The following is a 17,796-nucleotide window of genomic DNA, read 5'->3' on the forward strand; positions in this document are numbered from 1 at the left end:
AAATAGGCTTGTTTTAATATTGATAATATCTGCCGCGGCTATTAAGACTAAATGCCTCTTATTAACAATAAAAAATGACGGGGGGTTCCCGTCATTTTTTAATAGTATTCTATTCTACACTAACAATTTTAACTTCAATTTCTCCTCCAGGTGTCATGACAGTTACCTGTTCGCCTATTTCATGGCCAATCAGACTCTTTGCCATTGGAGAATCATTAGAAATCTTACCTTCAAACGGATCGGCTTCCGCACTTCCTACAATCGTGTAAGTTTCTTCATCCCCTTCAGGAAGTTCCTGGAATGTAACTGATTTACCTAAAGAGACCATATTAGGATTTTGATTATCATTTTCGATGATTACTGCATTACGAATCATATTTTCAACTTGAGCAATTCGAGCTTCCACAAAAGCCTGCTCGTCTTTAGCTGAATCATACTCGGAGTTCTCCGACAAGTCACCGAAGTCACGAGCAACTTTTATTCGCTCTACTACCTCTTGACGGCGCTCTGTCTTTAGATAATGTAATTCCTTCTCTAGTTTTTCTTTACCCTCTTGTGTCATATAGTAGCTTTTTTCTTCAGCCATATCACAAACACTCCTTTATCCCAACTTAATTCCTATCCCCAATATCATTATAAAAATGAGCGGCACATCTAAAATATGCACGCAGGCTTGATTATACTTCATTTTATCGAGGAGTTTATCTGTCTAGAACTACTAAACAAAACTATGCCAGATTTCATAAGACTTTTCAACTCTTTTTACCAATTATTTCTCGCTGCGGTCTTCCAGGATAGTTTTGATTTTAGTAGCCATTAAGTCAATTGCTACGTGATTTTGCCCGCCTTCTGGAATAATGATGTCCGCATACCTTTTTGTAGGCTCTACAAATTGCAGATGCATCGGACGTACCACATTGATGTACTGTTCGATTACTGAATCAATCGATCTTCCTCTTTCTTTGATGTCTCTCATCAACCGGCGGATAATGCGGACATCAGCATCGGTATCTACAAATACTTTAATATCCATTAAGTCGCGAAGTCGCTCATCTTCTAATACAAGTATTCCCTCTACAATTATAACTTCTCTCGGTTCTACATGAATGGTTTCATCCGATCTGGTATGCATTTTATAATCATATACCGGCTTTTCAATTGGTTTCTCCTGTATTAACTGTTTCAAATGTTCGATGAGCAAGTCATTGTCAAAAGCAAGCGGATGATCATAGTTCGTTTTTAATCGTTCTTCCATTGGCAGATGGTGCTGGTCTTTATAATAATAATCCTGCTCAATCATTAATAATGGTTTATCTGCAAAGCGTTGGATAACAGACCGAGTGACACTGGTTTTACCAGAACCTGTACCCCCGGCTACGCCTATTACTACTGGCCTTTCTGACATTCTTAGTGGTTCTCCCTTCGCATCATGTTATATAAATATACTGCTTGGTTTACTTTCTTACTATTTGAAGGATAATTCGCCTTTTGCTATCACCTCTTTACAGTAAGTGCTATACCATCACCAATTGGAATAATGGATGTGTGATAGTCCGGATGCTCTATGAGCCATTCATTATATTTTCTTATTTTATTACCGATTTTCTGCATACGTGGGTTGTCGTTTCTACCTGCCACAAACCCTTTGAATAATACATTGTCTGACACAATGATGCCTTTTTCGGTTACCATAGGGGCGTAACTTTCAAAGAATTTTTGATACTGCCCTTTAGCAGCGTCAATAAATAGCACATCATATGGGCCTTTTTGAGAAATCTGTTCCTGTAATTCCAGAGCATCACCGTACATTAAAGCAATGTGGTTATGTTCATCTAATTTTTCAAGGTTGGTTTCGGCCTGACTAAAGCGAACCGCATCCCTTTCAACGGTAACGATCTCTGCCATCGGGTAAGCTTCCAGCATGCGTAACGCAGAATAACCGATGGCAGCCCCTATTTCTAATATTCGCCTCGGACGTGTAACTCTGATTAATTGCATCAAGTATTGAATACCAAGCGGCTCCATAATAGGGATCTGATGATCTTTTGCGAATTTCTCCATTTCTTCCGCCCACGAAGGGGAAGAAGGAAGCAGCGATTCTAAATACTCTTCCGTTCGATCCATTCTGCAACACTCCTTTACCAACCTATAACATTTATCTCCATTTACAACCCTAACATTTTATCATAAACCGGAAATTTCTTCACTATCATCATTCACATTAGAAAAAATAGGCTGATCGTCAACATAAAAGCCTCAGCTTAATTAATACTTTTATATTTCATAATGTATAAAAAAGACTGTCTCACGCGGCGTTGTCTGCAACAATGTTCTTGCCTTCCCAGACATTCCGCCGATCATGAGACAGCCTTTTGATTAACGTTGGCTATCGATATGTTCTTTTTTTAATTCCAGATGCTCATCATATGTTTCTGCATAGTAGACTTCACCTTCACTATTAGCCACAAAATACATATAATCCGACTCTTCAGGTTGTAATGCTGCTTCCAACGAATTCTTATTGAAATTCGAAATTGGTCCAATTGGCAGCCCTTTTACCTGATAGGTGTTGTAGGGAGAATCCACTTCTAAGTCTTTGTTAAGCACTCTGTCTTTATGCTTGCCTAGTGCATACAAAACAGTAGGGTCTGTCTGTAGTGGCATATCAGCTTCCAGGCGATTATAAAATACACCGGCGATTTTTTTTCGGTCCTCTTCTGTAGGAGCCTCATTCTCTATAAGCGATGCCATTGTTATTGCATCATGAACAGTAGAAATACCCAACTCTTCCAACTCAGGCAAATATGGTAATACATTTTCCTGGGTTCGAGCCAGCATATTCTCTATAATTTCTTCAATGCTCGGATTTTCTTCAAAAAAGTCATAGGTAGAAGCAAACAAGTATCCTTCTAAGGGATACCGGATATCTTTATTGTTAATATCTTCGGTCAACAGTTCCGGGTATTGTTCCATCAAACCTTCCAAATACTCTGGGTCATCTGCTTTTTTCATAAATTCTTCTGCTGTAAAATCGGTATGTTCTGAATCGGCAAACCTCTCTGCTATTTGAGTGATTTGTCTTCCTTCGGGTACGGTTACCCGGAATAGCGGTTCCCTTATTACCTTTCCGGTTTTCAATGATTCAGTCAATTGGTCGATTGACATGGATTGGGCAAATTGATATTCACCTGCCTGGAAATCGGATTCATTTTTAAATTTTGTATAAAAACGAAAAATCATCTCATTCTTAATCAAGTCGTTCTCTTTAAGTATACCAGCTATATGAGAAGTCGAAGAACCAAGGGGAATTTCGACAGTGGTGGTTTCTTCCGCTTCCGGGTCCACGGGCTCTAACGCTGATTTAATATATAAGTAACCGGCTATTCCAGCGCCAATGAAAACAACTAACAATGTGGTTAAAACGATAGCAACCACTTTACGTACTGTACTTGCTTCCTCTCCTCTTTTTTTCACTTGTTTCTGATGTAAATCTTTAAAATTCGAATCAGACATTGGCCATCCTCCTTCATCCATCCGGTACATTATACTACAAAATGTGCCATATTTTCTATGGGTAAGTGACAAAAGAGGATGAGCATCCGTGGTGTCTCATAAGCAGCTTTTTGTTCTCCCTTATTGCAAAATTTGTCTCTCTTTTTTTCAGAATTGTCTCTCTTACCTTTAAAAATGGCGCCTATACTTGGTTCACTCTCTCTCAAAAAACTGCTTTGTCTCATTTCACATGGTCTTGTCTCTCATATCCTGTATAAACAGAAAAGTTACCTCTTTGAAGATACCACTCTAACCTCAGAATAAAAGGGAAATGACCCTTTTCATCCACGGTTGGCTCGCCGTTAGTACATAGGCTAAGGGTCAGTCAAAGCCATTAACAATAAAAAAGCCTGCCCCTGTAAGCCAATTACAGGGGCAGGCTTTATGTTTTCTTTACTCTTGTTCTTCTGTCAGTGTGTTCAATGTTTCTTCTACCATGTTCCACTCTTCATCTGTCTCGATTTGATATAAAGCTAAATCATCGTCATCGCCTTCTTTTTCTTCGTAACGGAAAGCGAAGACTTCTACTTCTTCCTCATCTTTTTGTTCCGCTGGGACTACTGCAATATAAGAATGGTTCGTCTCGTCCACATCAAAGGTGAACAACACCTCAAAAAGATGTTCTTCTCCATTCTCATCAGGGATGATAATACGCTCTTGTTCTTCTAGGGCCATGCAAATCCACTCCTTTATTGATTGGCATCCAGATAGCTTTGCAGGATTATACTGGCTGCCATCTTATCGATTACTTTCTTTCTCTTTTTTCTACTGACATCTGCATTTAGTAAAACACGTTCAGCAGCCATGGTTGTCAAACGTTCATCCCAGTAAACTACCGGCAATTGGAAAGCTTCTTCCAACTGCTGCCCGAATTCCTTACTGGCTTCACCACGTGGCCCAACAGTTCCATTCATGTTTTTTGGAAGGCCGATTACTACCTTGGATACTTCATGGTCATCGATGAGTTCCTTTAAAGGGGCAATAGCCGTTTCAAAGTCCGGCTCTGTCCACTTAATTGTTGTAATACCCTGGGCAGTCCAGCCTAAACCGTCGGAGATTGCCACTCCGATTGTTTTTTCTCCGACATCTAATCCCATTGTTTTCATTTATTTGTCTTTGTTTCCCTCCAGATAGTATTTCACCAGCTCTTCAATTAATTCATCCCGTTCCATTTTCCTGATTAAGTTCCTGGCATCTTTATGGCGAGGAATATACGCTGGATCCCCGGAAAGCAGGTAGCCTACTATCTGGTTGATCGGATTATACCCTTTCTCTTTTAGCGATTCGTGTACCGAAAGCAGTACAGCACGCACATCCTGATCAAACGGCTCCTCTGAAAAATTAAATTTCATTGTCTTGTCCATTGAACTCATCTTAACACCTCGCACCTTTTTATGATTTACTCCATTATATACTTAATTCAGGAGTTTGAAAAACATCGGGGTTTATTGAACATATTCTTTTGCATATTGGAGCGCATCTTCTATCTTCGATGGGTCTTTTCCACCAGCTTGCGCCATGTCCGGACGACCGCCGCCTCCACCACCGCAGCGAGCAGCAGCTTCTTTAATCAATTTCCCTGCATGGTAACCATCTTCGATAAGATCCTTGGAAACTCCTGCAATCAACTGGACTTTTTCCCCATTCGAAGCTGCCAATAGTATGATCCCTGATTCAAGCTTTTGCTTCAGTTCATCCATCATGCTTCTAAGAGCATTTGCATCTTTGACATTCACTTGTTTTGCAAGGACAGGAATACCATTGACTTCTTCAACTTCATCCAGAATGGAACTCGCCTCAAGGTTAGAAAGCTTACTGGCTAACGATTCTTTTTCTCTTTGTTCTGCCTTCAATTCCTGATGTAGTACGTCAATTCGCTCAGGTACCTGCTCCGGTTTTGTCTTCAAACGTGCAGCGGCTTCCTTAAGAAGTGTTTCTTTTCCGTTCATATATTGATAAGCATCTTTTGCAGTGACTGCTTCAATCCTTCTTGTACCAGCACCTATCCCTGTCTCAGAGACAATCTTGAAGAGGCCGATTTCAGCAGTATTAAGCACATGACAACCTCCGCACAGTTCCATGCTATAGTCTCCTACTTGAACCACACGGACCTGATCACCATATTTCTCACCAAATAAAGCCATCGCACCCTTTTCCTTCGCTTCCTGCAACGAGTTAAACTCGATCTGTACAGGTATCGACTCCCACACTTTCTCATTGACGATTCCTTCGATTTGATGCAGCTCCTCTTCTGATACAGAACCGAAATGGGAAAAGTCAAAACGGAGACGATCCGGAGCCACCAAAGAACCAGCCTGGTTGACATGATTGCCCAGTACATCTTTTAATGCCTGATGAAGCAGGTGTGTAGCTGTATGATTCTTCACGACAAAAGAGCGGGCCGAGGCATCCACTACAGCTGTCACTGTTGCGCCCTTTTCTAATCTCCCTTCCGCTACTACCACTTCATGCATGTGCTGACCATTTGGTGCTTTTTGCACATTTTTCACTTCCAGGCCTACTTGATCGCTTTTTATCCACCCTTTGTCAGCGATTTGACCTCCACTTTCCGCATAAAAAGGAGTACGATCTAAAAAGATATAGGCTGTCTCACCTGATTCTGCTGTGTCTGCAAATGACTTTTCTTTGATCATTTCCACGACCTTCGCTTCTACTTTAAGGTTATTATAGCCGATGAATTCACTTTCAGATTGAACATCTCCAAGTACACCTTCCTGGATTTGCATGGAATCCGACTTTTGGCGAGCACTACGAGCGCGCTCCCGCTGCTTTTCCATTTCCTTCTGGAAGCCTTCTTCATCAATGGTAAACCCTGCTTCTTCCACATATTCTTCTGTTAATTCTTTTGGAAAACCATAAGTGTCGTAGAGACGGAAGACTTCTGTACCTGGGAAGACATTATTACCTTTTTTCGTTTCTTCCTTGATGATATCTGATAATATCGAAAGTCCGTCATTCAGCGTCTCATGGAAACGTTCTTCTTCTGTTTTAATTACATTTTGAATAAATGGCCGCTTTTCGTTTACTTCCGGATAGAAATCTATCATAATATCAGCAACTTGTGGAACGAGCTTGTACATGAATGGCTCATGGATTCCAATTTGCTTTGCATACCTTACTGCACGTCGCAATAAACGTCGCAAGACATATCCGCGCCCCTCATTGGAAGGCAGAGCTCCATCACCTACCGCGAACGCTACAGTACGTATATGATCGGCTATTACTTTGAACGACACATCATATTCTGTGTCCTGCCCGTATTTCACGTTAGCGAGCCTTTCTGTTTCTTGGATGATCGGCATGAATAAATCCGTTTCAAAGTTTGTAGGTGTATCCTGAATGACACAGACCATCCGCTCTAATCCCATTCCGGTATCAATATTTTTCTTCGGCAAGGGGGTATAGGTGTCGTCGGGATTATGATTGAACTGAGAAAATACAAGGTTCCAAATTTCCAGGTACCGTTCATTTTCCCCGCCGGGATATAATTCTGGATCACTTGGATCGTTCCCATATTTTTCGCCACGATCAAAGAAAATTTCTGTGTTTGGTCCACTCGGACCTTCTCCAATATCCCAGAAATTCTCTTCCAATCGGATGATCCGCTCTTCCGGTAGCCCCACTACATCCCTCCAGATGTTGTATGCTTCGTCATCTTCAGGATGGACAGTGACCGATAGGAGATCTTTGTCGAACCCGATCCATTCCGGACTGGTAAGGAACTCCCATCCCCATATAATAGCTTCTTCTTTAAAGTAATCTCCAATTGAAAAATTACCGAGCATTTCAAAGAAAGTATGGTGGCGTGCTGTCTTCCCGACATTTTCAATATCGTTGGTGCGGATAGATTTTTGCGCATTGACGATTCTAGGGTTCTCGGGGACCACTCTGCCATCAAAATACTTCTTCAATGTTGCCACACCGCTATTGATCCATAATAAAGTCGGATCCTCATGCGGGACAAGTGAGGCACTTGGTTCGGTGCGGTGTCCTTTTTCATTAAAAAAATCCAGATACATTTGGCGTACTTCTGCTGAAGTGAGTTTTTTCATCTTTTTATTCCTCCTGAATTATTTTCGTAACAACTAAAGCGTAAGCATTGATTTAACACCTGCAAGGGTGTGGGAAAAGCTGAAATTCAGCGTGTTTCGGGTTGTTACCTTTTCTTGATGGTTGATGATACAAAAGAATAAAAAAACCGTCCCTGCTCTTATTGAGCAGGGACGGGGTATCATTTCCGCGGTACCACCCTGATTATGGAGTAAATCTCCATCACCTTGGACGCTGGTAACGGTGCGTGGCCGGCGGTTTTTAACCGCACTCGGGAATAGCTTCTGCAGCCCTTCATCCAGAATCTCTCTCAGCCAAGGAAATCCCTCTCTTAAAGAATGGTCTGCTGCATACTCAGTTCCGTCAACATATTCTATAACAAATTGATTTGGATATGCGTTATTATAGATAACTATCCAGTAGTTGTCAATGGGCAGCCTTTGCTCTCCATATGTGTTCCGCTATCACCTTGATACAGGTTAGGATCGGGACAGCCAGAATCATGCCCAGGATGCCAGCCGCCTCTTCTCCAACAAGTAAAGCAAGGATGATAAGTATCGGGTGAATATGGATGCTTTTACCTACTATATATGGAGATAACAGGTTGCCTTCAATAACCTGGACAACGATAATTGTAATAAGCACATAGACTACCATTTTCACAGATGTAGTAAGAGCTATAATCACAGCGGGAAAAGCACCAATCAGTGGCCCAAAGTAAGGAATAATATTGGTAGCCCCGACTACCACTCCCAAAAGCAGTGGATAATTAATTCCAATGAGCCAAAACCCGATAAAAGAAAGGCATCCAACGAACAAACAGACAATAAATTGTCCTCGTATATAGCCGCCGAGCGAAATACTTATATCATGCACCAGCGTCTTGCCTTCAAAATGAAACCGTTTTGGTGTCAATTTCTTACATGCCTCTTTAATCCGTTCGATATCCTTAAGAAAATAAAATGTCAAAACAGGAATAACAGCAGCCACCACTAGTACATCCATGATACCAGTGAAGCTCGCAATCAGCATTGTAACCCGTTCGTTCGTCCAGGTTTCCAGCTGGTACAGAATCTCGGTCAACTGATCATGAAAGCTTTCCGGCAAATCAGATGTTTGCTGATAGATTTGTAAAATCAGGTTTCGGTAACCTTCGGCAAATTCAGGAATTTGAGCATTCAGGTCCCTTAATTGGTGGATTAACCTCGGTATACCTTTATATAGCCCGTAACCCACCCCTGCAAAAAACAGAAAGAAGATTACAAGAATCGCTGCCCAGCGCGGCAAATGGCGTTCATGCAATTTCTCAACGACAGGATGAAGCAGAAATGCTATAAAACCTGAAATTAGAAAAGGTATAAGAACCTTCCATACGCCAACCAACATCCCCTTATAATAAGGAAACAACTTTGCCAGCAAAAATAAACTTAATAGAATAAAGATCAGCAGCACAAAACGATATAATGCGCGTCTGATTTTCTCTTCCATCTTTATTCTGCTTCCTGGAAGAACAAGTCATTCAGGGAACTTAAGCTCCCGTCTTCTTCGATCTGGTGGACATTCATTCTGCCATTTTCATAGGATAGTTCAATATAGCAATTCCAACAATAGTACTGATTAGTGCCGACTTTTCCGATATCTTTACGTTGACAGTTAGGGCAAATCAAGAGAAAAACTCCTTTTTAGCCCCTATCATGTCCTGACAAAGCTTCGTTTATACATGGTAATCCTCTATTTAGAACTGTTTTTGGTGATTCCTTTAAAGAAGTATATCCAATAATAGGCTCAAAAAATCGAAGACTTGATTTCGAGTTAGCAGGGGTTCTTTACCATAAAAGAGTAAGGGTGGCTGGGAAACTACTCGCTTTCCTGCGGGGGAACCGGCAAGCCTCCTCAGTCGTTTCACTCCTTGTGGGGTCTCGCCTAGCTCCTTCTCCCGCGGGAGTCTCGCAGTTTCCCAACCAACCCCTACGAAGAATGGGAGTAACGAACCCAAGACATATTGTAGATGTCTTCGACTTTTAATGACTGATTGAGCAATTACGCGGTTTTAAGGTCACATTTCAGGCGTAGCTCACTCTTTGTTTGAACATATACCGATGTTTCCGTTTCTCTCATAAACTCAAGGAGGGAGGAGAAATTGCAAGACTCCTATGGGATGAACATGAGAGGTTTGTTGAATTCTTAGTTAAAAATACTAGATGCAGTACTTTTACATAAAGTCATAGGGTGAGATTTCTTCTTCTTCCTCATCGGAAATTGGAGTAGCGTTGTTCTCTGTCAATTTCTCTTTTAAATGCGTATTTCGAAGGTTGGTGTCTTCTGTTTTGACGCCTTCCAGGAATGCTTGCTTATCACCGCATATAATCAGCGATCGCTTGCTTCTTGTAATCGCCGTATATAATAGGTTTTTACGAAGCATACGCCGGTAACTTCTGACTACTGGCATTATGACAATAGAAAATTCTGACCCTTGCGATTTATGAATCGAGGTACAGTAAGCAAGTGTGATATTAGATAAATCTTTCTTAGGATAGACTACTTCTTTCCCATCAAAATCAATGACTATCTGTTCAACCTGATCAACATTTTCATCTTCCCTGAAAATCGCTACAATCTCGCCAATGTCTCCATTATAAACCCCATCTTCCGGTTGATTGACAAGCTGAATCACTTTATCACCAGTCCGGTAGACGAGCTCTTTGAATTTTATATCCCTTTTCTGCTTACTAGGCGGATTGACTAACCATTGAATTTCTTCATTTAGTTTATTGATGCCTACATGCGTCCGATACATTGGGGCGAGTACCTGGATTTCACGACGTTCAATCCCTTTGTCCATTGCCCGTTTGACTATTTGTGTTACAACATCTACTAATTGATACTCCCCAGCATCAATAAAAGTGAAATCCTGTTCTTTTCGCAATGACTGGAGAGTACAGCTGTCATTTTTTATTTCATGAGCCAGCTGAATGATACGTGAGCCTTCCTTTTGCCGGTAAACTTCCTGTAATTGGACAAATGGAAGCTGCTGAGAAGCCAGTAAATCAGTCAACACTTGTCCAGGTCCGACGGATGGAAGCTGGTCTTCATCACCTACCACTAAAACTTGCATATCTGAAGGGATAGCACGGAATAATTGGTTGGCAAGCCAAATATCTACCATGGAAAATTCGTCTACAATCAGAAGTTTCCCTTCCAGCTGATTATTTTGATTTTTTTCAAAGGAATGCTTGCCATCCCACCCTAGCAGCCTATGAACCGTCCTGGCAGGCAATCCTGTGGATTCGGTCATTCGTTTAGAAGCTCTTCCAGTGGGTGCAGTCAATACAAACGGGAAAGGCTGATCCTGATCATAATCTTCCGGGTTAAGCGATAATTCATTTAATTCTGCGTAGGCACGAATAATCCCCTTAATGACCGTCGTCTTTCCAGTACCAGGTCCCCCGGTCAAAATCATAACTTTTGATTGCAATGCTTTTTCTATCGCTTGAAATTGATCCTGTCCATAGCTGAGTGCTTCTTCTTCTTCCACCTTACCAATGATCTTTAATAATTCCGCTTGTGTGTAATCAGCATCCACATCTTTTGCTATAATTCTTTCTAATTGGTGGCAGAATCCATTTTCTGCATGGAATAAGGAAGGGAGGTAAACACGGTCCGTTTCGATACGGACAATGCCCTCTTCCCCCATTTGTATTAACTGCTGGGAGAGGTTTTCAAATGAGATCGCCTGCTGACTGCCGTTCAAAAGACGATCGACACTTTCTAATACTTCACGAGTCGGCAAATAAACGTGTCCCGTCTGGTAACTTTGCTGCAAAATATAAAGACACGCCGCCCGTATTCGTGTCGGGTGGTCGAAAGGCACTTCATTCACCCGTGCCACTTCATCTGCCCGATGAAAACCAAACCCCTCTACATGGAATACAAGCTGATAGGGATCTTCCTGTAGAATAGACAAGCTTTCCTCTTTGAAGACCTCGTAGATTTTTTGAGCCATTTTCAATCCGAATCCGTATTTTGATACGTGGATTACCACATGTTCAAATCCCTGATGTTCTTTTAAAGCATGATAAAGGCGGTCTCCTTGTTCCTTTTTCATGCCAGGGATGTCGTCTAATACGGATTTATTATTTAAAATTGCTGTGACAGCCTGATTACCAAGATGTTGATAAATCTTTTCTGCTGTTTTTTTGCCAATACCCTGGAACAAATCACTGGATAAATAAGCAATCAATCCATCTTTTGACTCTGGAAGCACCCGGCGATAAAAATCTATCTGATATTGCTTCCCGAATTTAGGATGCTGTTGTATTTTCCCTTGGAAGATGTAACTTTCTCCTTCTTCTAATGGAGAAAAATGACCTTTAATTACAACATCCTTTTCTTCAATGGGCTCATTCGTGTCTTTAATTCGGACGGAAGCAATGGAAAAATGCTCGGAATCATTATGAAAAATCATCCGATTTAACTTACCTTTAATATAACCCGCCTCAATCTGCTGTTTCTCTTCACTTGTTTCCATTGCTATCCGTCTTCTCCTTTCCTGCCCAGCTTTAGTTATCTAACAGATTTTCTAACTGTTTTTTTCCATTAGCCGCCAGCATGTGCTCCGGCTGGATCTCTAATGCTTGGTTGAAATGCTTAAGGGCTGCGTCAGCATCTTCTTTATATAAGGCTATAACGCCAAGGTTGTAATGAGCATCACTATGATTTGCTTCTAATTGTAGCACATGATTCATCTGCTTTTCCGCATGTTCGATATCTTCATTCTGAGCAAGACATAATCCATATTGGAATTGGATATCAATATCATGTTCATCCATTTCAGACGCTGTCATCAGGTAAGGTAACGCCAGGCGCTGATGGTCCTGATGTACGAATGTCATCCCCATCATAAAATGCACATCAGCTTCATTTAAGCCTTCTTCAATCGCCCGCAGAAATTGTTCCTGAGCACGTGCATAGTTCTCCTGGTCATAGAATGTATTCCCTAACCCATAATAGGCAGTAGCGGCATGACTGTCTTTTTCAATTGCTCGTTCAAAAAAACGCTGGGCACGCTCGTAATCTTTCATATGCAGCAATAGATTGCCAAAATTGATATAACCCAATGGTTCTTCAGGGTTTTCATCGATCGCCTCTGTAAACCATTTGGCTGCTTGCTCGTAATTATGCTCTTTCATTTCTTCGATACCTTTAGCTAGTTTATCCATGTTTATCCCCTTTCTTTCCATAAGAAAAGACCATGCGCCCAATATTCCGGCCATGCATGGTCTTCCTTGACCGCTTTTTCAGCGTTTCACCCTACATATGTCAACGCCTGGTCTTCTTTTAGAACCTCATCGATGGTCGCTCCGCCCAGACATACTTCTCCGTCATAAAAGACGACAGCCTGACCTGGAGTAATGGCTCGTTGTGATTCATGGAAAATCACTTTCACTTTATCATCATCCAACACCTGGACTGTGACCGGACTGTCATCCTGACGATAACGGAACTTTGCCGTACATTCCATTTCACCATTTGGTGCTTTTCGGCTGATCCAGTTGATTTGAGTGGCAATCAGCGCTTCTGAATATAACGCATCATGATGGAACCCTTGTCCGACATAAAGGATATTATCCTCTAAGTTCTTACCAACGACAAACCAAGGTTCCCCAGCACCGCCAATACCTAATCCCTGACGTTGTCCCAGTGTATAATACATTAATCCGTCATGACGTCCTTTTACTTCCCCATCCAGGGTCTGCATTTCTCCAGGCTGCGCAGGGAGATATTCGCTTAAGAACTCCTTGAAATTACGTTCACCTATAAAACAAATCCCGGTACTGTCTTTTTTGGCTGCTGTAGCCAGATCATGCTCTCTGGCGATTTCACGTACTTTTTTCTTTTCGAGATGTCCGAGCGGGAATATTACTTTCGCCAAAACATCCTGGGAAAGCTGATTAAGGAAATACGTTTGATCCTTATTATTATCTTTTCCGCGCAGCATTTCATAAACGCCATCTATTTCACTCACCTGAGCATAGTGGCCAGTCGCAAGGTAATCAGCGCCAAGAGAAATAGCATGATCCAAAAATGCTTTGAACTTGATCTCCTTATTGCACATCACATCCGGATTGGGGGTCCGGCCTGCTTTGTATTCATCTAAAAAGTAACGGAACACTTTATCCCAATATTGTTTTTCAAAATTGACAGCGTAATAAGGGATATCCAACTGATTACACACCCTTATCACATCTTCAAAATCTTCAGTAGCTGTACAAACCCCGTTTTCATCGGTATCATCCCAGTTTTTCATAAAAATGCCGACTACATCATACCCCTGCTCTTTCAAAAGCAAAGCTGCTACCGATGAATCGACTCCACCACTCATACCAATGACAACACGGGTATCTTTTGGGTCTTTCACCACGTTATTCACCTCTTTTTGTTAAACCTTAAATCGCTTGTAGACGTCTGATTACTTGACTGATTTTTCTAGCTGCTTCTATGACGTTTTCTTGTGAGTTGGCCATTCCAAAGCTAAAACGAATGGAGTTGACTGTCCGCTCATCCGAAGCTCCGTACATTGCTGATAGAACATGGGAAGGCTCTACCGATCCAGCAGTACAGGCACTCCCGCTTGAAGCTGCAATTCCTGCCAGATCGAAATTTGTCAGCAGCGTTTCCACATTCATCCCCGGAAAGCTTAGATTGACGATGGTAGCTACCATTCTTTCGGGATCACCGTTGATAGAAAACGTTACCTGTTCTTCTAATAAGGTGTCCAAAAACAGGGATTTATATTGTTTATAAGTTTCCACACGGGACTCTCGTTCTTCCACCATAAGTTCTACTGCTGTTTGCAGACCTATTACGGCCGGAAGGTTCTCCGTACCAGGGCGGCGTTTCCGTTCTTGCTCACCACCAAAGTGCAATGTCTGGATCACTGTACCTTCCTTGGCATACAAGAAACCGATTCCTTTAGGACCATTGATTTTATGCCCGGAAACTGTAAGCATATCCACCTTCAGCTCTTCCACCTCGAGTTCTAATGCCCCGTATGCCTGTACAGCGTCTGTGTGGAAATAGGCTGGGTGATTTTCCAACATCTTACCAATCTTCTCAATAGGCTGGATTACTCCTGTTTCATTATTTACGGCTATGACGGAAACAACGATCGTATCGTCGGTCAATTTTTCTTGAAATTCTTTTACGCTAATAAGGCCGCTTTCATCAGGTTGAAGGTAAGTGACTTGAAACCCCTCTTTTTCCAGCTGTTCTGCAGCATGAAGCGTTGCATGGTGTTCGATAGAAGTGGTAATCACATGATTTCCTTTTTCTTTATTGGCGCGTGCTGTTCCAATTAAAGCCATGTTGTCAGCTTCTGTCCCACTGCTTGTGAATATAATTTCTTTCTCATTAGCGCCAATACTTCTGGCAACTGTACGACGTGCATCATCTAATATCCTTCTTGCCTTCCTTCCAAATTGATGGACGCTGGAAGGGTTTCCGAATACTTCCTGGTAGACAGGCACCATACTTTCAATCACTTGCGGATGGACAGGTGTTGTCGCTGCATGGTCCAGATAGATTTCTTTCATAAAATCACTTCCATTTAATTAAATGTAAAACATATAAGCGTCCTGGGTTTGATCCTCGACATGGTCTTTCAAATCTTCCAAGGTAGTGGTGTCCAGGACTTCTTTTACTGCGTCTCTGACTCTTTTCCATAGCGCCTGTTTAGCTGGTTCTTCGTCCTCAATCCCCTCGACCGGAGTAATCGGACCTTCCAGAACCCGTATGACATCTCCTGCTGTGATTTCATGAGGAGCTTTGGTCAACATGTAGCCTCCATAGGCTCCTCGTACACTTTTAACAAGCCTTGCATTCCTAAGAGGAGCGACCAACTGCTCCAGGTAATGTTCAGACAAATCTTTTTCTCGGGCAATTTGTTTAAGCGATATCGGCCCTTCACCGTACCTCTTCGCCAGTTCGATCATGATTGTCAGGCCGTACCGGCCCTTTGTAGATATTTTCATGCTTTTCACCTTTCTTCAGGAAAAAGTTAAGTAATTGCTTCGCTTGTGGCAGGGAAAACCCGACCATTGTTCCAAGGAATAGTGCAATAATTACTGTCCCGACGCCTACAGGACCGCCGAGCATCCATCCAAGTAATGCAATGATAATTTCATTCCAGTTTCTAACGGTGGATACCTTCCAGCCTGTAGCTTCGGTCAATACGAGCATCAAACTGTCACGTGGACCGGCTCCCATACCAGGAGCCACATAAATACCAATGCCATAAGCCATTACAATCGTTCCTATGACAAAAACAACTATCGCAACCCATAATTGTTCGGGTTCCGGTAATACCCAGTTAAATAAATCAATAAAAACACCAATTAGGACCATATTCAATATCGTGCCGATTTGCGGCCATTGTCTCTTGGCAATCGAAGTAACAGCAACGATAACGAGACCGGCAATAATCGCCCATGTTCCTATGGTTAATCCTAATTGTACAAATAATCCATAATGAAAGACATCCCATGGGCCAATTCCAAGAACTTTTGCTTGTATGGTTAGTGAAATGCCAAAAGCCAATATAATCAAGCCAATCACAAAAAATGACCAGCGTACCATGTAATGATAAAAATCATTCGGATGGCGAGACATATACTCTCCCCCTGACTAAAATACTATACAGCTTCTTAAAATAAATGAAGTATGCCTTGAATCGTGAACCTCCATAGCAACATATAAGCTGCACGGATACTGCTTATCTTGTACTTATAACAAACGCTATTATAGCATGAATGTACAGCTCTTGCATTCTATCTGAAATATCACTACGCTTATCAAAAGAAGGATGACGATAAAGGGGACAAAAAGAATGAAACAAAAACCATTAGCTTTTCGAATGCGGCCCACGGATATAGATGAAATCATCGGGCAGAAACATCTCGTTTCAGAAGGAAAAACAATTAGGAGGATGGTGCAAGCAAACCGGCTGGCATCGATGATATTATTCGGCCCTCCAGGCACCGGAAAGACATCAATGGCAATGGCCTTAGCTAAAAGCCTCGGCATTCCTTTTAAAATCCTTAATGCAGTGACAGATAAAAAGAAAGACATGGAAATTGCTGTCGAAGAAGCAAAGATGCACGGGCAAATGGTGCTGATCCTTGATGAAGTCCACCGATTAGATAAAGCGAAACAAGACTTCCTACTTCCACACCTGGAAACCAATTTGCTGACACTGATCGGCTGTACAACCAGCAATCCTTATCATTCCATTAATCCAGCAATTCGAAGTCGTTGCCACCTGTTTGAACTATACCGTCTTGGCAAAGAGGATATAAAAGAAGCTTTGAATCTGGCCATCACCGATGAAACAGAAGGACTCGGAGAACTGTCCCTTGAAGTATCCAATGATGCCATGGAACATTTTGCACAAGCAGCGAATGGAGATTTACGCGCAGCCTTAAACGGGCTGGAACTTGCAGCCTATTCCACGCCTGCTGACCAGGAAGGAACGGTTCCTATAACCCTTGCAACTGCTGAAGATTGCATGCAAAAAAAGAGCTTCTCCCATGATAAAGACGGAGACGCGCATTATGATGTTCTATCGGCATTCCAAAAATCGATTCGGGGAAGTGATGTAAATGCTGCGCTCCACTATTTAGGCCGTTTAATTGAAGCAGGAGACCTAGACAGTATTGCCAGAAGGTTAGTCGTCATCGCTTATGAAGACATAGGACTTGCTAATCCACAGGCAGGACCACGAGCTATTGCAGCGGTAGAAGCGGCGGAACGCCTTGGCTTCCCCGAAGCCAGGATTCCACTTTCTGTTGCAGTATCAGAATTAGCGTTGTCCCCTAAATCGAACAGTGCTTATAAAGCATTAGACGAAGCTTTAAGTGATATCAGAAGTGGAAACAGCGGGGAAGTCCCTTTACACTTGAAAGATTCTCACTATAAGGGAGCTAACAAACTCGGAAGAGGTGTAGAGTATAAATATCCACACAACTATGAGAATGCATGGGTCAATCAACAATACCTGCCTGATACCATCAAACATAAAAAATATTACCAGCCCAAAGGTACAGGTAAGTTTGAGCAGGCTATGAAACAAGTCTATGAGAAAATAAACCAGCAAAAAAATAAATAATTATTGCTATA

The 17,796-nt window shown here is 41.9% G+C and carries 17 protein-coding genes and 1 other annotated feature; of the genes, 1 reads left to right on the forward strand and 16 read right to left on the reverse strand.

Annotation, left to right across the window (positions count from 1 at the left end; translation table 11 throughout):
* Positions 1-109 precede the first annotated feature (109 nt).
* From greA to FHS45_RS14160, 16 genes are all read right to left on the reverse strand, one after another.
* Positions 110-586: a transcription elongation factor GreA gene (gene greA, locus FHS45_RS14085; RefSeq protein ID WP_062446915.1), complete on the reverse strand. Its 477-nt coding sequence runs from the start codon at positions 584-586 to the stop codon at positions 110-112.
* Between the two features lie 183 nt (positions 587-769).
* Positions 770-1,405, reverse strand: a complete 636-nt coding sequence (udk, locus tag FHS45_RS14090; protein WP_062446917.1) for a uridine kinase — start codon at positions 1,403-1,405, stop codon at positions 770-772.
* Between the two features lie 89 nt (positions 1,406-1,494).
* Positions 1,495-2,124, reverse strand: a complete 630-nt coding sequence (locus FHS45_RS14095; RefSeq protein WP_062446920.1) for an O-methyltransferase — start codon at positions 2,122-2,124, stop codon at positions 1,495-1,497.
* Positions 2,125-2,376: 252 nt separating this feature from the next.
* Complete coding sequence (mltG, locus tag FHS45_RS14100) at positions 2,377-3,513, reverse strand: endolytic transglycosylase MltG (RefSeq protein ID WP_062446923.1); 1,137 nt, start codon at positions 3,511-3,513, stop codon at positions 2,377-2,379.
* A gap of 432 nt (positions 3,514-3,945) precedes the next feature.
* Positions 3,946-4,227 carry a DUF1292 domain-containing protein gene (locus tag FHS45_RS14105; protein ID WP_062446925.1) on the reverse strand — a complete coding sequence of 94 codons (282 nt, stop codon included), beginning with the start codon at positions 4,225-4,227 and terminating at the stop codon, positions 3,946-3,948.
* Between the two features lie 14 nt (positions 4,228-4,241).
* Complete coding sequence (ruvX, locus tag FHS45_RS14110; RefSeq protein WP_062446927.1) at positions 4,242-4,658, reverse strand: Holliday junction resolvase RuvX; 417 nt, start codon at positions 4,656-4,658, stop codon at positions 4,242-4,244.
* Complete coding sequence (locus FHS45_RS14115) at positions 4,659-4,925, reverse strand: IreB family regulatory phosphoprotein (RefSeq protein WP_062446930.1); 267 nt, start codon at positions 4,923-4,925, stop codon at positions 4,659-4,661.
* Between the two features lie 72 nt (positions 4,926-4,997).
* Entirely contained in the window at positions 4,998-7,625 is a 2,628-nt protein-coding gene (gene alaS, locus FHS45_RS14120; RefSeq protein ID WP_062446933.1) for an alanine--tRNA ligase, read from the reverse strand.
* Positions 7,626-7,789: 164 nt separating this feature from the next.
* Positions 7,790-7,999: a binding site (T-box leader), on the reverse strand.
* A gap of 50 nt (positions 8,000-8,049) precedes the next feature.
* Complete coding sequence (locus FHS45_RS14125) at positions 8,050-9,111, reverse strand: AI-2E family transporter (RefSeq protein WP_062446935.1); 1,062 nt, start codon at positions 9,109-9,111, stop codon at positions 8,050-8,052.
* A 2-nt stretch (positions 9,112-9,113) separates the two neighbouring features.
* Complete coding sequence (locus tag FHS45_RS14130; protein ID WP_093045502.1) at positions 9,114-9,290, reverse strand: hypothetical protein; 177 nt, start codon at positions 9,288-9,290, stop codon at positions 9,114-9,116.
* Between the two features lie 545 nt (positions 9,291-9,835).
* Positions 9,836-12,151, reverse strand: a complete 2,316-nt coding sequence (gene recD2, locus FHS45_RS14135) for an SF1B family DNA helicase RecD2 (protein WP_062446937.1) — start codon at positions 12,149-12,151, stop codon at positions 9,836-9,838.
* 31 nt (positions 12,152-12,182) lie between these two features.
* Positions 12,183-12,842, reverse strand: coding sequence for a tetratricopeptide repeat protein (locus FHS45_RS14140; RefSeq protein ID WP_062448025.1), 660 nt, complete (start codon positions 12,840-12,842; stop codon positions 12,183-12,185).
* 86 nt (positions 12,843-12,928) lie between these two features.
* The gene (mnmA, locus tag FHS45_RS14145; protein ID WP_062448029.1) at positions 12,929-14,041 is read right to left on the reverse strand and encodes a tRNA 2-thiouridine(34) synthase MnmA; all 1,113 of its coding nucleotides are present in this window, start codon (positions 14,039-14,041) and stop codon (positions 12,929-12,931) included.
* Between the two features lie 28 nt (positions 14,042-14,069).
* Positions 14,070-15,215, reverse strand: coding sequence for a cysteine desulfurase family protein (locus FHS45_RS14150; protein ID WP_062446942.1), 1,146 nt, complete (start codon positions 15,213-15,215; stop codon positions 14,070-14,072).
* 18 nt (positions 15,216-15,233) lie between these two features.
* Complete coding sequence (gene cymR, locus FHS45_RS14155; protein ID WP_028783311.1) at positions 15,234-15,653, reverse strand: cysteine metabolism transcriptional regulator CymR; 420 nt, start codon at positions 15,651-15,653, stop codon at positions 15,234-15,236.
* The gene (locus FHS45_RS14160; RefSeq protein WP_062446944.1) at positions 15,586-16,290 is read right to left on the reverse strand and encodes a YczE/YyaS/YitT family protein; all 705 of its coding nucleotides are present in this window, start codon (positions 16,288-16,290) and stop codon (positions 15,586-15,588) included. Before FHS45_RS14160 ends, cymR begins: the two co-directional genes overlap by 68 nt.
* A 217-nt stretch (positions 16,291-16,507) precedes the next feature.
* On the opposite strand from FHS45_RS14160, the gene FHS45_RS14165 reads away from it, so the two are divergent.
* Positions 16,508-17,785, forward strand: coding sequence for a replication-associated recombination protein A (locus FHS45_RS14165; protein ID WP_062446946.1), 1,278 nt, complete (start codon positions 16,508-16,510; stop codon positions 17,783-17,785).
* Positions 17,786-17,796: the final 11 nt, after the last annotated feature.

It is taken from the genome of Thalassobacillus devorans (assembly GCF_011761345.1).
GTDB classification, from domain to species: domain Bacteria; phylum Bacillota; class Bacilli; order Bacillales; family Halobacillaceae; genus Thalassobacillus; species Thalassobacillus devorans.